The organism is Oceaniferula flava (genome assembly GCF_016811075.1).
Classification (GTDB): domain Bacteria; phylum Verrucomicrobiota; class Verrucomicrobiia; order Verrucomicrobiales; family Akkermansiaceae; genus Oceaniferula; species Oceaniferula flava.
This window is the reverse complement of record NZ_JAFBGL010000005.1, coordinates 165,179-180,292: the sequence shown is the minus strand read 5'-3', so window position 1 is coordinate 180,292 and position 15,114 is coordinate 165,179. Positions and strand designations below refer to the sequence as shown.

Here is a 15,114-nt window from a genome sequence, read left to right as displayed (position 1 = left end):
TTCCCCAAAATGTTGAAAAATATTCGGAACCCCGCCTCGGATGGTCTCAAGAGCATCACCAGCATGATTCCATACGGACTCCACTAGCTTCTGCGACGCCGACAAAGGAACGCCCCAGCCGCGACACAGAAAAGGCTGACGGGGGGTTCAGGCACCGCCACAAAGTAGATTTGCTCCCCTGTATCATCCGACCAGACAAGGGTGGCATCGTATGGAGCAGCACCAGCAAACAACTCCTCCAAGGTGGTGGAGATCCAGATCCACTGAGAGGAGACAGGGCTAAGAGTATCACCACTATCCCATGCTTCCTTGTAAAAAAGCACTCCGCTGGAATCGAAGCCAAAGGTATCGCCACTGAAGTAATTAGCCTGGGGCAGTGCCACAGGCATACCACTCTCCACCTCACCAAACACGCCTCTAGCAATATGGTCTTGCACGCCGTAAAACTCATCAGCACTGGTCTGTAAGGTCGTGCCTATGTAGCCGGAAGATGAAACGCTCTCCGTTTCTGCTACGAGCGAGCCACTGGTTGTTGCCACGACATGGCCATTCAATTCACTGAAGGTAATCGTGACCGCTGCGTTCACAGACGGCATCATTAGGTAGGAGAGCACGGCAAATGGGATGATGTGGATTTTCATGTCTTGTTAGCTTGGTTCGATACAGATCATCACTGGTCGAACTGTGCACAACGAGCTGTGCCTGACCGACCAAGGTCATGATAGAGTCGTGATGAATGTGAACGTCCATGGATGGTAGCGACAAGTTCTCAGGTTGGGGTAATCTTTCGAACAAGATCGCCTAGAACACAGTGCACTCCTTCACTGAATACTAAGAAAAACACTTCCACTTAGATGAAAAAAGCGGCAATGATGACTCGACCACTTTGCAGCCACATCCATGCCTGAAACCATCTACTATCTGGAAATGCTCACCCCTCCCCCCGCTCCAGCCGGACCATTACCGGAGGGTTTTTCCGTGCGTGCCGTTGATCCTCCGCAGCCGGAGGTCAATCGCCAGTTTTACATTGAGGTGGGTGGCCCGTGGCAGTGGACCGATCGTTTGGTGTGGTCGGAGAGCGACTGGAAAAGCCACGTCTACAAGCCAGTGGTCAAAACCTTCGTGGGGCGAGTCGGGACACAGGATGCCGGGTTCTTCGAGTTCGAGCAGCAGGACGGGGGCAATGTGGAAATTGTTTACTTTGGCCTGCTGCCTGACTTCATCGGCAAGGGGCTGGGCGGAGCGTTGTTAGACTCTGCCATCGAGGCTGCCTGGGATCTTCCCGGCACGAAGCGTGTCTGGTTACACACCTGCAGTGACGACCACCAACGTGCCCTCGCCAACTACCGATCTCGGGGCTTCACCCTTTTTGACCCCGAACGATCGTCATCTTCCTAACCTTACTGACCAAAGACCTGGCCGAGGAAGGTCATCAGCTGTTGCCAGCTCCGTTGATCGGCCCGTGCATCATAGGCAGCCCCTTTACTGGGATCATTGCCTGCCATTTTCTGAGTGAAGGCGTGCACCGCACCACCGTATTTCACCAGCTCCCAATCGACCTCATGCTTCCGCATTTCCTCCTCAAAGGCAGCGAGGTCGGCGGCTTTGACATGGGGGTCGTCCGCGCCATGCAGGGCTAACACCCGGGCTTTAATCTTGGCTCCATCGGCAGGCGTCGGAGAATCGAGCCCGCCATGGAAACTAACCACACCACCAATTTCAGCACCGCTGCGCGCCAGTTCAATCACGCCGGTGCCGCCAAAGCAGTAACCAATGGCTACCACCTTGTCAGGGTCTGCCTGGGGTTGTTTCAGCGCCTCAGCGAGGCCTGCGTTCAGACGTTTCCGGTAGAGCGCACGGTCCGATTTGTATTTCCCTGCTTGGGCCCCAGCTTCGGACATGCTGGATGGCCGCACGCCCTGACCGTAGATGTCCACGGCGAAGGCGAGATACCCCAGCTTGGCAAGCTGCTGACAGCGCATCTTTTCATAGTCGGTCAGCCCCATCCACTGGTGCACCACCACGATCACCGGCAGCTTTCCCTCCGCCTCTTTCGGCAGCGCAGCGTAACCTTCCAGCTGCGTCTCCCCTTCTTGGTAGACGATGGTTTTTTCCGTGATCTCAGCGGCTTTAGCCGAAACGACGAAGAGTCCTAACAATGCGATACTTTTCAAAAATGCTTTCATGAAAGCATCCTAGCACAAAGCATCACGATTGCCATGGAAGATCCACTATTGGCCCATCTGCCACTCGCGAAAGATCGCAGTGGCTCGCTGGTCGGTGCTTCCGGAGAAAGTGGCGACCCCACCTAAAAGCTCACGAGGCATCGACAGCTGGAGCGGTTTCAGATCAGTCCACGTCATGCCATCGGCGGAATACGAGGGGGTGAAAACATTCCCCTGACGCTTGAGTTTCAGGAAAACCGGTAACTTCAATCCTTTGGCTAGCGTGTCCGAGCTGAGCGATGCCTTGGATCGAGTGCGCACCGATTGCACAAGCTCCCCAGTCGGAGTGACCCCCAACATGACCATTGCGCTCCCCGTGTCAGCGGTCGCACGCAGCATGATCCCGGCCTGCCCTTTGGCGGCCATCTTGCTCATGGTTTCCACTTGAGCGATCAGTTTGCCATCTCCGACCATCGCCTTATGCGCTAGGGTGACACTGTCGGATGATCCGGCCAAACCTGCGGCGGATGTCTGCGTCAGGTAGAACTCCCAGTGATCATTCATGCTCGCCGCAGCGCCTGGGCCGATGTTGCTCAGGGTGATGTCGACACTTGGGTTCTGATACAAACCACCCTTGAGCACCTTGGCGTAGCGTAGCTCTTGGTTCAGTTGTTTGCGGGTATCTCGGTTCGCGTAGGTCCGCTTGGAATTGCCGAAGGTGTCCTTCCCCCATTGATCATAAAGAGCGGCCAGCTCGGTGACTTTCTCCGGGTGCTCCCAGCGGAGGTTGTTCGTTTCGGTGCGATCATCTTTGAGGTTATACAAACGCCACGGACTGCTGCTGAAAGCGACCAGTTTCCAGTCGCCCTGAATCACGGCAAACTCGCTGTTGCCAAACTCGAAGCCCCAGAAGTCGGGTTTTGGCCGGGATTTCCCTTCGAAAATAGGCAGTAGGCTCTTGCCGTCCATCGGAGGCACCGCGGTGCCATCATTTTTCTTCAGTGCCGCATAATCAACATCGGCAATGTCCACCAAGGTCGCCATGATATCCACCACGTGCCCCGGCTGATCGGTGAGGGTGCCCGCCGCAATCTTCGCGGGCCAGCGAGCGACGAAGGGAGCGCAAATGCCACCCTGGTGCTGCGATTGTTTGTAGTAGCGGAAGGGAGCGTTGCTGTAGGCCGCCCAAGCAGGCCCCATGCTCCAGCGTGAATTTTCTGCCGAGGGCTCCACCTTGCGGTTCGGTGTGTTGTCAAATGCTTGGGCCCCGTTGTCGCTGGTGAAAACCACCAGGGTGTTCTCATCGATGCCACTGTCCGCCAGCTGCTTGAGCACTTTACCGACGTTCTGATCCACCGAATCAATCATCGCGGCATACACGGCGCGGCGGTGCTGCTCCAGGTCTTGCTGCACCTTCGTCAAACTCTCCCACTGCGGGATATCATCGCGCAGGGCCGGAAGTTTCCAGGCCGGATCGATCAAGCCCAGCTCCTTCTGCCGCTGCCATTTTTTCTCCCGCATCTTATCCCAGCCGGCGGAATACTTGTTGCGGTATTTGTTGATCAACTTCTTCGGTGCCTGCAGCGGCGTGTGGGGCGCATTGAAGGCGAGATACATGAAAAACGGTTGATCCGCATGTTGCTTGACCGAGTGCTTGATGAAAGCGACCGCATTATCCCCCAAGGCATCGGTGAGATAGTAGTCTTTGGGAAAGGTTTTCTGACTGCTGACATGCTCCGAGGTGATGGCAAAATGCTTGTCTGGATAGGCCGAGACAAAATCATTCGCCGCAGCAGCATCCCGCTTGATCGATTTCTTACCGATCCCCTTCGGGAAAAAGTTAGAGTAACCGGCGTAGAATCCGTAAAAGTGGTCGAAACCTTGCTTGACCGGAATCAGGTCGCCGGTGCCAAGGTGCCATTTACCCACACCGTAGGTGCGATAGCCAGCCGACTTCACAGCCTCGGCCAAGGTCGCACCGCCGGTGGCATTGTAGCCCCGCCCGTGATAGAGGCCGGACATCAATGCCGTGCGCGAGGTTTCACATTTCGACGCATTGTAAAAATGCCGAAACTTCACCCCCGCCTTGGCCAAGCTGTCGATGTTCGGAGTCTCGATTTCGCCGCCGTAGCAGCCGAGATCGGAGTAGCCCATGTCATCGACCAAAATATAAATCACATTCGGTGCCTTGCCTGCCTTCGCCGGAGCGGCCAGGGCGGAGTGAATGAGGCAGACGGAGAGAAGCAAAAAGATGCCGGATCTGAGATAATGAACCATAGAATACCCTGAGCTATCTCTCCCAGTGCGCATCCGTCAAGGTGGAAAAAACCACCGCCGCCCGATACCCAGCACTAGCTCGCTTTGATGCCTATGCTTGGAAAAATTCCTCCGCCGTAGCTGCCAACATCGGTCGCTACCCAGCAGCATCTGGGCACAAAAAAGCCCGGCAACGCATTGCGCTACCGGGCTTGAGAATATTGACGTCAGCGATTAAGCGCTGGCTTCCTCGGAAGGACCGTCAGTGACTGGTGCCACTTCGCCATCAACAGCGCCTTCGGCACCTTCTTCTGGCTCAGCCTTCACAGGCTCTGGTTCTTCAACGGTGAACTCGATCTTGGTGTCACGGTGCTGATGGAAGCCGGTTCCGGCTGGGATCAGGTGACCCATGATGACGTTCTCCTTGAAGCCGCGGAGGTGATCGACACGTCCAACGGTGGAGGCATCGGTCAGCACCCGTGTGGTGTCCTGGAAGGAAGCCGCAGAGATGAACGACTCGGTCTCGAGAGAGGCTTTGGTGATACCCAGAAGCACTGGCTCGGACTCAGCCGCTTTACCACCTTGGGCAACCACGGATTCGTTTTCCTTCTTGAAGGTGGTGCGGTCGATTTGATCGCCCCAGAGGAATTCGGTATCGCCTGGCTCGGTGATCTTCACCTTGCGCAGCATCTGGCGGATGACGATTTCAATGTGCTTGTCATTGATCTCCACACCCTGCAGACGGTAAACGCGCTGCACCTCGTTGGTAAGGTGCTCTTGCAGTGCTTGCGCACCACAGGCTTCGAGCAGGTCGTCAGGTGAAACTGGGCCCTCAGTGATCTGGTCACCACGGCGGACGGTTTCGCCTTCTCCGACGATGATGTGTTTGCCCATGGGCACCAGGTGATCGGCATGTTCGCCGGTCTCCATGTCGGTGACGATGACCTTCTTCTTACCACGCACGTTTGGTCCGTAGGAAACTTCACCGTCGATCTTGGCGATGGTGCAAGCCTCTTTCGGGCGACGGGCTTCGAAGAGCTCGGCAATACGTGGCAGACCCCCGGTAATATCACCAGTCTTGGCGATCTTACGAGGTGTTCTGGCAAGTTGAGCACCACCTTTGACGGCTTGACCTTCCTTGACGGAAAGGTGAGCGCCGACAGGGATGGATGCGCTGGCAACCACTTCACCGGAATCTTTGTCCACGATGACAACCTGCGGGTGCAAGTCCTCTTTGTGCTCAGTGACCACCATACCCTTCTTGCCGGTTTCCTTATCGGTTTCCGACTGAACGGTGATGCCTTTGATCATGTCGCGGAATTCAACCTTACCGGCTTTTTCCGTGAGAATTGGCACGTTGTATGGATCCCAAGTGACGAAGGTCTGACCCTTTTTCACTTTCTCACCATCTGGGATGGAGATCGCGGAACCCATCACCAAGCTGTAGGATTCAAGCACGAGGCCATCCTTGTTCTTGATGGTGATTTCACCTTTTTTGCTGAGGGAAACGAAGTTGCCATCGGCATCCTTAACGGCGCGCACATCCTTGTAAGCAACGATACCGGAGTTCTTTGCTTTGATGATAGGCTGTTTGAAGGAGGACGATGCCACACCACCCACGTGGAAGGTTCGCATGGTCAGCTGCGTTCCGGGCTCACCGATGGACTGGGCGGCGACGATGCCGACCGCTTCACCGATCTTGGCGAGTTTACCGGACGCGAGGTTCAGGCCGTAGCACTTTTGACAGCAACCACGATCAGCCTCACAGGTCAGAGTGGAACGGATCTTCAGACGCTCGAAGCCGAGTTCCTCAATCTTGTTCGCTTCCTTCTCGCCGATCATCTGACCGACTTTCAGGACGACGTCACCGCTAACGGGATCGACCACTTTTTCACCGGAAACACGACCGTAGATACGTGATGCCAGGGAAGCGGCTTCCTCATCGTTCTCGATGATTGGGATGGCGGTGATACCGTTGACGGTGCCACAGTCTTCCTCATAGATGATCACATCCTGGGAAACATCCACCAGCTTACGGGTCATGTAACCGGAGTCAGCTGTCTTCAGAGCGGTATCGGCAAGACCTTTACGCGCACCGTGGGTGGAAATGAAGTATTCCAGCACCGACAGACCTTCACGGAAGTTGGACGTAATTGGGCGTTCGATAATGTCACCGGACGGTTTGGCCATCAGACCGCGCATACCGGAGAGCTGCTTAATCTGCTGCTTGTTACCACGAGCACCGGAGTCAACCATCAGGAACAGTGGGTTGACGAGCTTGTCGCCTTCGTTGTGTTCCAGTTTACGGTAGAGGGCATCCGCGATGTTGTCGGAAGCGTGGGTCCAAATATCGATCACCTGCTGATAGCGCTCGTTGTCAGTGATGACACCGTTACGGTATTGCTTGGTGACTTTTTCCACTTCCGCGTAAGCTTTCTCAAGCTCGCCGACTTTCTCCTCAGGCACCACCATGTCGATGATACCAATGGAAATTCCGGAACGGGTAGCTTCTTTGAAACCGAGGCTCTTGAGATCGTCCAGAACCAGCACGGTGCCGGCCTGACCTGCCACTTGGTAGCAGCGCCAGATGATGTCACCGATTTGTTTCTTACCAACGTTGAAGTTGATGAAACCAAGACCGGATGGCCAGATTTCATTGAAACGAACACGACCAGGTGTGGTGCGGATGATTTTAGGCTCCGACTCACCGTAAGGTTTTTCACCACCTTGGTAATCCGGGTTACGCAGACGAATCCAGTCGTGGTAGCCCACCTTGCGTGAAGCAATGGCGTATTCCACCTCGGTGGTGTTTTCGAACAGCGGCAGGTGCACTTCCTTCTGCGCCTCAAGTTCCTTCGCCGTCAGCTGACGTGCGTAGGTGAGGTAGTAGGAACCGAGAATGATATCCTGGGAAGGAACCGTGATCGGCTTACCGGAGGCAGGTGAGAAGATGTTGTTAGGCGCAAGCATCAGCTGGCGGGCTTCCATCTGTGCTTCCACGGAAAGTGGCACGTGCACAGCCATCTGGTCACCATCGAAGTCAGCATTGTAAGCAGTACAAACCAGCGGGTGCACACGGAGCGCGGAACCCTCGATCAGCACAGGCTCGAATGCCTGGATGGACAAACGGTGCAGAGTAGGAGCACGGTTCAGCATCACCGGGTGGCCTTTGGTCACCTCTTCAAGGATGTCCCAGACCTCGGTGGTCTTGCGGTCGATCATCTTCTTGGCACTACGCACGGTGTGGCAGTAGCCGAGCTCTTTCAAGCGGCGGATGATGAAGGGCTCAAACAAGGTGAGTGCCATCTTCTTGGGAAGACCACACTGGCCAAGCTTCAGCTCAGGTCCAATCACAATCACGGAACGGCCGGAGTAATCGACCCGCTTACCGAGAAGGTTCTGACGGAAACGTCCACCCTTACCTTTCAGCATGTCGGAAAGCGACTTCAGTGCACGGTTACCCGCACCGGTGACGGCGCGGCCGTGACGACCGTTATCAAAGAGGGCGTCCACAGCTTCCTGCAGCATGCGCTTCTCGTTACGGATGATGACGTCAGGGGTCTTGAGTTTCAGCAGGTTCTTCAGTCGGTTGTTCCGGTTGATGACACGACGGTAGAGGTCGTTCAGATCGGAAGTCGCGAAGCGACCACCTTCCAGTGGCACCAGCGGACGAAGATCGGGCGGGATCACAGGAAGCACGTTCATGACCATCCACTCGGGGCGAGTGTTGGACTGATCGAAGCCACGGGCCAGCTTGATACGCTTGGCGAGTTTCTTCTTAGTCTGCTTCGAGCGGGTGTTCAGCATTTCCTCTTCCAGCTGCACGGTCAGTTCGGCGAGTTTCACCTGGCTGAGCAGTGACTGCAGAGCTTCGGCACCCATTTCGGCGGTGAAGTTTCCTTCACCGTAGGCGTCCTCGGCATCGAAGAGTTCGTGTTCGCTGAGAAGCTGACCAAGCTGGAGCTCGGAGCTTCCGACGTCGGTCACCACGTAGTCCTCGTAGTAAATGATGCGCTCCAGCTGACGGGCGGCGAGATCGAGGATCAGGCCGATGCGGGATGGCATACACTTGTAGAACCAAATGTGGGAAACAGGCACAGCGAGCTCGATGTGGCCCATGCGCTCACGACGAACGCGGGACAGGGTCACTTCCACACCGCAGCGGTCACAGACCACGCCTTTGTGTTTGATACGCTTGTATTTACCGCAAGCACACTCCCAGTCACGGGTGGGACCGAAGATGCGTTCGCAGAACAGACCGCCTTTCTCAGGCTTGAAGGTCCGGTAGTTAATGGTTTCAGGGTTGAGCACTTCGCCACTGGACCAGCTACGGATGATGTCCGGAGAGGCCACGGTGATAGCGACGTGATCGAACTGTTCAGGCTTTTCATTGACCCCGAAGAGTTCACGCAGATTATTTTCAACGCTCATATTATAATAAGATTTAAGATTTAAGTTTTAAGTTTCAAGTGTGAGCCGCCGCTTACGCGACGGTTGTTGTTTGTTACTGCGGTTAGAGTGTGAGGTCATCGAGGGAGAAGTCAGCTCCGCCACCTTTCTTCGGTTGGCCACCCGTTCCTGGGCGGACGTCGAGGCAGAGGGACTGCATTTCCTTCATGAGAACGTTGAACGACTCCGGAGTGCCAGCCTCCAGGTTGTTATCGCCTTTAACGATGGCTTCGTAGATGCGTGTGCGGCCTTGAACATCATCCGACTTAACGGTGAGGATCTCCTGCAGGGTGTAGGCGGCGCCGTAGGCTTCGAGGGCCCAGACCTCCATCTCACCGAATCGCTGACCACCGTATTGTGCCTTACCACCGAGCGGCTGCTGGGTGACGAGGGAGTAGGGACCAACGGCACGGGCGTGGATTTTATCCGCGACCAAGTGACCGAGTTTCAGCATGTAGATCATACCGACCACAACGGGGTTCTGGAAGGCTTCACCGGTGCGACCATCGTAAAGAGTGGACTTACCAGCGATGGTTCCGTCCTGACCGTCACCGATCCAGGTGTAACCATTGCTTTCCTTCTCACCGGGCTTGCGTTCGCGGAGCTCGCCGTTGTCGCCGACGTATTTCACGCCGTCGACCTTCTTGGCCTTGCTCATGAACTTCCAGATTTCGGCTTCGGGGATACCGTCGAAAATAGGAGTCGCGACGGTGAATCCGAGGGCCTTGGCAGCCACACCGAGGTGGGTTTCAAGAACCTGACCGACGTTCATCCGAGATGGCACACCGAGTGGGTTCAGGCAGATTTCAACGGGCGTTCCGTCGCTCAGGAAAGGCATGTCCTCTTCAGGAACGATGGTAGCAACCACCCCTTTGTTACCGTGACGACCGGCCATCTTATCACCGACGCTGAGCTTACGCTTGGCGGCGACGAAGACCTTCACTTCCTTGATCGCACCTGGATCGATTTCGTCACCACTCTCAAGTTGGTCGAGGCGGCGTTCGCGATCGGTGTCCAGCTCGCCGAAGCGGCTTTCGAAGGAGGAGATGATTTCCAGGATCTTGTTACGGATCGGAGAAGGATCGATTTCGATGTGATCGTAGATCGCGGCGAGCTTACGAAGAAGCGTCTTGGTGATCTTACGGTTCGCAGGGATGATGATCTCACCGGACTGGGCGTTGACCACATCAAGCGGGATTTTCTCCCCGAGAAGGATGTCAGAGAGCTTCTCGGTGAGCTGCTCAGTGAGGTGGTCCTTCTTCTTCTTATAGTCGTCGTTGATCTTCTTGACCTGCTTCTTCAGCTTCACTGGATCAAGCTCGTTCTCGCGCTTGCGGGCGAGACCGTGGGTGACCACGCGAATGTCTTGAACGATACCGACACAACCGGATGGCACACGCAGTGAGGTGTCCTTCACGTCCGCGGCTTTCTCACCGAAGATGGCGCGCAGCAGGCGTTCCTCAGGGGCGAGTTCGGTCTCGGACTTCGGTGTGATCTTACCAACGAGGATGTCGCCAGGCTTGACCTCGGCACCGACGCGGATGATTCCGTCGTGGTCCAGGTTCTTCAGAGCTTCATCACCGACGTTGGGGATATCACGGGTGATTTCCTCAGGTCCCAGTTTGGTGTCACGGGCAGCGCACTCGAACTCGGAGATGTGGATGGAGGTGTAGATGTCCTCTTTCACCACCTTCTCGGAGATGACGATGGCATCCTCGAAGTTGTATCCGTTCCATGGCATGAACGCGACCAGAACGTTACGTCCCAGAGCGAGTTCACCGCCTTCGGTGTTGGGGCCGTCAGCGAGCACGTCGCCGACCTTCACCTTAGTGCCTTTTTTCAGAATTGGCTTCTGGTTCAGGCAGGTGCCGGCATTCGAGCGCATGAACTTACGCAGCGGATAGACGAAGGTGCCTTTCGCTGGGTTGCTCTTCACCGAGTTGATGTCGGAGAGGAACTTCTCGTCAGAAACGGGCAGTTCGCCATCCTTGGTGGTGATGATGATTTCGGCAGTGGCGGCGGCGATGATGCCGTCGGCCTCAGCAGTGACCACAGCACGTGAGTCAGCGGCGGCCTTGGCTTCCAGTCCGGTTCCCACCAGTGGGGCATCGGAAATCAGAAGCGGCACGCCCTGGCGCTGCATGTTGGCACCCATCAGAGCACGGTTGGCATCATCGTGCTCCAGGAAAGGAATGATCCCGGCAGCCACGGAGACGAGCTGCTTCGGTGACACGTCCATGTATTGCACGGTGGTAGGATCCACCTCGATGAACTCGCCTTTTTCACGGGCGGTGATCTTCTCGGTGAGGAAATTCCCTTTGTCATCGATTGGGTTGTTCGCCTGGGCGATGAGGAATTCTTCTTCCTGATCGGCTGTGACATACTCAATCTGGTTGGTCACCTTGCCGTCCTTGACCTGGCGGTATGGAGTCTCAATGAAACCAAACTCGTTAATGCGGGCGTAGGTGCAGAGGGAGTTGATCAGACCAATATTGGGACCCTCGGGAGTCTCAATCGGGCAGATACGGCCGTAGTGGGATGTGTGAACGTCTCGCACCTCGAATCCGGCACGATCGCGGTTCAAACCTCCCGGTCCGAGAGCGGACAGACGGCGTTTGTGAGTCAGCTCGGCCAGAGGGTTGGTCTGGTCCATGAACTGGGACAGCTGGGAACGACCGAAGAAGTCGCGGATCACAGCGCTGAGTGCCTTCGGGTTGATCAGCTTCTGAGGAGTCATGCCTTCGAGGTTCACATCGAAGAGGGTCATGCGCTCCTTGACCAGACGCTCGGTGCGGGCAAGACCAACACGGCACTGGTTACCCAGAAGTTCACCGACGGCACGCACACGGCGGGAGCCAAGGTGATCAATATCATCCAGCACACCCTCACCTTTCTTCACGCGAAGGAGGTATTTGACAGCGCCGAGGAAATCCTCAGGCACCATGACCCGGGCGTTGGAGTCGACGTCCAGCTTCAGCTTTTGGTTGATCTTGTAACGACCGACGCGGGTCAGATCGTAGCGTTTTTCATCGAAGAAGAGACGCTCAAGCAGGGCCTTAGAGTTGGTGGTGGTCGGCGGATCACCCGGGCGAAGCTTGCGGTAGATGTCTTTCAGGGCGGACTCTTCATCGTGTGCCGGGTCCTTTTTCAGGGACTTGAGCAGGATTTCGTCTTCGCGGGAATCGATCACCTCAACGTCCTTGTAGCCCAGCTCGATGAGTTGGTTGACGTTACCGATGGTCATTGGCTCGTAAGCCTTCACGATGACGACTTCGCCGTCCAAGATGTCCTCGAAGGTCACCTTCTGAGCGAGTTCCTCTTCATCGTTGTCCTTGACGATCTTCTTGAGGTTGAGTTTCTCGATGTTGTAGAACTGCTCGCAGAGGTCACGATCGGTCGGCCATCCCATGGCGCGAAGGAAGGTGGTGGCGAGGAATTTCCGACGGCGGCGGCGACGGTCGAGATAGACGTAGAGCAGATCGTTGGTATCGAACTGCGTTTCAAGCCAGGATCCGCGATCGGGAATGATGCGGAAGGAATGGAGAAGCTTACCATTCAAGTGAGTGGATGTTTCAAAGCAGATACCGGGTGAACGGTGCAGCTGGGAAACGATGACACGCTCGGCGCCGTTGATGACGAAGGTGCCGCGACGGGTCATCATAGGCATTTCGCCCATGTAAACACGCTCTTTCTTGGTGCCGGTTTCGTCTTTCAGTTTGAAAGTCACGTAAAGGGCGGCGCTGAAGGTCTCACCGGTCTGCAGGGACTGAAGGGCCGTGGCCTTTGGCTCCTCCATGTCATAGGAAATGAATTCGAGGGTGATCGCCTCGTCGTAACTTTTGATTGGGAAGATCTCTCGGAAGACGGCTTGAAGTCCGGTGTCCTCGCGCTGGGAAGCTGGGATGTCCTCTTGCAAAAAGTCCTCGTAGGATTTGCTCTGAACTTCAATCAAGTTGGGTGGTTCGATAACTTCTTCGATCGTTCCGTAGTAGCGTCGTTCGGCCATAATAGTTAGTGGGTATGAGCTGGTGTTTGGCTTGTAATGACAACCTGAGAATCGGCTAATTTAAACGTTCCACGCTTAGGCAGAATTACCCGCACTGTTTCCAGTCCGGGTTCCGTAGTTAGCTTGATTGCTTCAGATTGTTAGGTTGTAGTGAATGTCCGGGGAACGTCTTCCCTGGCGATTCACGAGCGGGTTTCAAGTATGCCTGCGGAGGTTTTGCCGCCGTGGTTGACCTTGGCAGTCATACCTGAATACCGCGCGTGGATGCGGTTTTTGTCTTTTTTTGGGGTAGCTGACTTGTGTGTGGCGCTTGTTCCACATTGGTGGGCAGAGGCACCACACACAAAGAAAGCTTTGGTTTGCTTAGAACTAGTCTAGGCAGGCACAAGTAGCGGACTACTTGAGCTCAATCTTGGCACCAGCTTCTTCAAGCTTGGCCTTAGCTGCTTCAGCGTCTTCTTTCGATGCGGCTTCAAGCACGGGAGTGGGAGCACTCTCGACGAGCTTCTTGGCATCTGCAAGTCCGAGTCCGCTAGCAACTTCGCGCACTGCCTTAATGACAGCGATCTTGTTACCACCGGCTTCAGCAAGCACGACGTCGAATTCAGTTTTTTCCTCGGCTGGAGCACCTGCATCACCACCACCGGCGGCAACTGCAACTGCAGCAGGAGCGGCGGCGGAAACGCCCCACTCTTCTTCGAGGGATTTTACAAGCTCAGCGGCTTCAAGCACGGTGAGTTTGCCCAGTTCTTCAGCTAGTTTTGATAAGTCAGCCATTTTATTTTTCTCCTTTTGTTGGTTACGTCGCGCCCGGAGCTTCCGGACATTTCAGCTCTTATGCCTAAGATCCGACGTGGGAACCTTATTTTGATCAGGCGCTTCCCTGGAGGGGGTGAACGCCATCCGTTCAGATTGTTTGGTTTGCTATAGAAGCGATCAGTTAAGCCAGTCGATTTGCACCGCCTGGCACTGAAAATTAGTCCTCGCTGTGTTTCGCTTGGATAACACGGGCCAGCGATGTAGCAGGCTCGTTGAGCACGCGGGCCAGCTGGGTAGCCGGTGCGTTGATAACTGCGAGAAGTTGACCAAGCAGGACTTCGCGTGATGGAAGGTCGGCAAGGGCAGTGATTTGAGCTGGCTCAAGGACGTCGCCGTCGAGGATGCCGGTCTTGACTTCAGGGCGGTTGAACTCCTTGACGAAGTTCTTCAGAGTCTTGGCCGCGCCGCAGACATCGGATTCACCGGTGACGAAGGCTGTTTGGCCGAGCAGCTGATCGCTGATGTCGGGAAGGTTGGCGTTCTCGAGAGCTTTGCGCATGTAGCTGTTTTTTGCAACATGGCACTCAGAGCCGTTTTCGGAAAGACGGGTGCGAAGTTCATCGAACTCAGGCACGGTCATGCCGGTGTAATCAACCACGAGGACGAACGGGGAATTGTCAACGCGCTCGAAGAGCTCATCGATGATGTATTTTTTATCAGGATTCATTAGTCGTTTCTCCTTGGTAGGTTAGTTGATTGCGTAGAGGGAGGAATCGAGAGCCACACCCGGGCACATGCTGGCGGAAAGGGTGACGTTTTCGATGTAGTTACCTTTGGCAGAAGCAGGCTTGGCCTTCACCACGCTGTCGAGGAGAGCGTTGGTGTTTTCGGTCAGTTGAGCTTCGCTGAAGGATGCTTTACCGACAGCCGCGGCGATGTTGCCGTTTTTGTCGAGTTTGTAGTCGATGCGACCAGCTTTCACAGCATTCACTGCGGCAGCGGTGTCTTCGGTGACGGTGCCTGTTTTCGGGTTAGGCATCAGACCGCGTGGTCCGAGAACACGGGCGATCTTACGAACTTCGAGCATGGCATCTGGAGTGGCGATGGCAGCATCGAAATCGGTGAAGCCTTCTTGCACTTTCTTGATCAGATCTTCCATGCCGACTTCGTCAGCACCTGCGGCTTCAGCGGCCTTGGCGGCATCACCGGTGGCGAATACGACGACCTTGACTTGCTTACCGGTGCCGTGTGGCAGGGCAACGGAGCCACGGACCATCTGATCACTCTTACGAGGATCGACGCCGAGTTTGAAAGAAAGAGTGACGGTGGGGTCAAACTTGGGTGCAGGGAACTTCTTGATCAGTCCCACTGCGTCTTCGAGGCCGTATTGCTTGTCGATATCGACAAGTTCAGCCGCCTTCTGGTAGCGTTTGCTTTTTTTGCTCATTGTTTTGTTTGCAGTGCGGTCGAGCCGACCCT

9 protein-coding genes are annotated in these 15,114 nt (G+C 55.5%); 1 reads left to right on the top strand and 8 read right to left on the bottom strand.

The genetic code is table 11. From position 1 onward, the window contains the following. Positions 1 to 83: 83 nt before the first annotated feature. A complete protein-coding gene (locus JO972_RS09280; RefSeq protein ID WP_309489757.1) occupies positions 84 to 641 on the bottom strand; it encodes a hypothetical protein in 558 nt (185 codons plus the stop codon). Between the two features lie 259 nt (positions 642 to 900). On the opposite strand from JO972_RS09280, the gene JO972_RS09275 reads away from it, so the two are divergent. Beyond that, positions 901 to 1,398 (top strand): GNAT family N-acetyltransferase, encoded by a 498-nt coding sequence (locus JO972_RS09275; protein ID WP_309489756.1) that lies wholly within the window; start codon positions 901 to 903, stop codon positions 1,396 to 1,398. 2 nt (positions 1,399 to 1,400) lie between these two features. Here JO972_RS09275 and JO972_RS09270 read toward each other — a convergent pair whose 3' ends face one another. From JO972_RS09270 to rplA, 7 genes are all read right to left on the bottom strand, one after another. Then, on the bottom strand, positions 1,401 to 2,186 hold the full coding sequence (locus tag JO972_RS09270; protein WP_309489755.1) for a dienelactone hydrolase family protein: 786 nt from the start codon (positions 2,184 to 2,186) through the stop codon (positions 1,401 to 1,403). Positions 2,187 to 2,231: 45 nt separating this feature from the next. Next, positions 2,232 to 4,442 carry a sulfatase-like hydrolase/transferase gene (locus JO972_RS09265; protein ID WP_309489754.1) on the bottom strand — a complete coding sequence of 737 codons (2,211 nt, stop codon included), beginning with the start codon at positions 4,440 to 4,442 and terminating at the stop codon, positions 2,232 to 2,234. 213 nt (positions 4,443 to 4,655) lie between these two features. Next, positions 4,656 to 8,852 (bottom strand): DNA-directed RNA polymerase subunit beta', encoded by a 4,197-nt coding sequence (gene rpoC, locus JO972_RS09260; RefSeq protein ID WP_309489753.1) that lies wholly within the window; start codon positions 8,850 to 8,852, stop codon positions 4,656 to 4,658. An 82-nt stretch (positions 8,853 to 8,934) separates the two neighbouring features. Further along, on the bottom strand, positions 8,935 to 12,876 hold the full coding sequence (gene rpoB / locus JO972_RS09255; protein ID WP_309489752.1) for a DNA-directed RNA polymerase subunit beta: 3,942 nt from the start codon (positions 12,874 to 12,876) through the stop codon (positions 8,935 to 8,937). Between the two features lie 396 nt (positions 12,877 to 13,272). Further along, a complete protein-coding gene (rplL, locus tag JO972_RS09250) occupies positions 13,273 to 13,653 on the bottom strand; it encodes a 50S ribosomal protein L7/L12 (RefSeq protein WP_309489751.1) in 381 nt (126 codons plus the stop codon). 199 nt (positions 13,654 to 13,852) lie between these two features. Continuing rightward, the gene (rplJ, locus tag JO972_RS09245) at positions 13,853 to 14,362 is read right to left on the bottom strand and encodes a 50S ribosomal protein L10 (RefSeq protein ID WP_309489750.1); all 510 of its coding nucleotides are present in this window, start codon (positions 14,360 to 14,362) and stop codon (positions 13,853 to 13,855) included. 21 nt (positions 14,363 to 14,383) lie between these two features. Further along, positions 14,384 to 15,082, bottom strand: coding sequence for a 50S ribosomal protein L1 (gene rplA / locus JO972_RS09240; protein ID WP_309489749.1), 699 nt, complete (start codon positions 15,080 to 15,082; stop codon positions 14,384 to 14,386). Positions 15,083 to 15,114 lie beyond the last annotated feature (32 nt).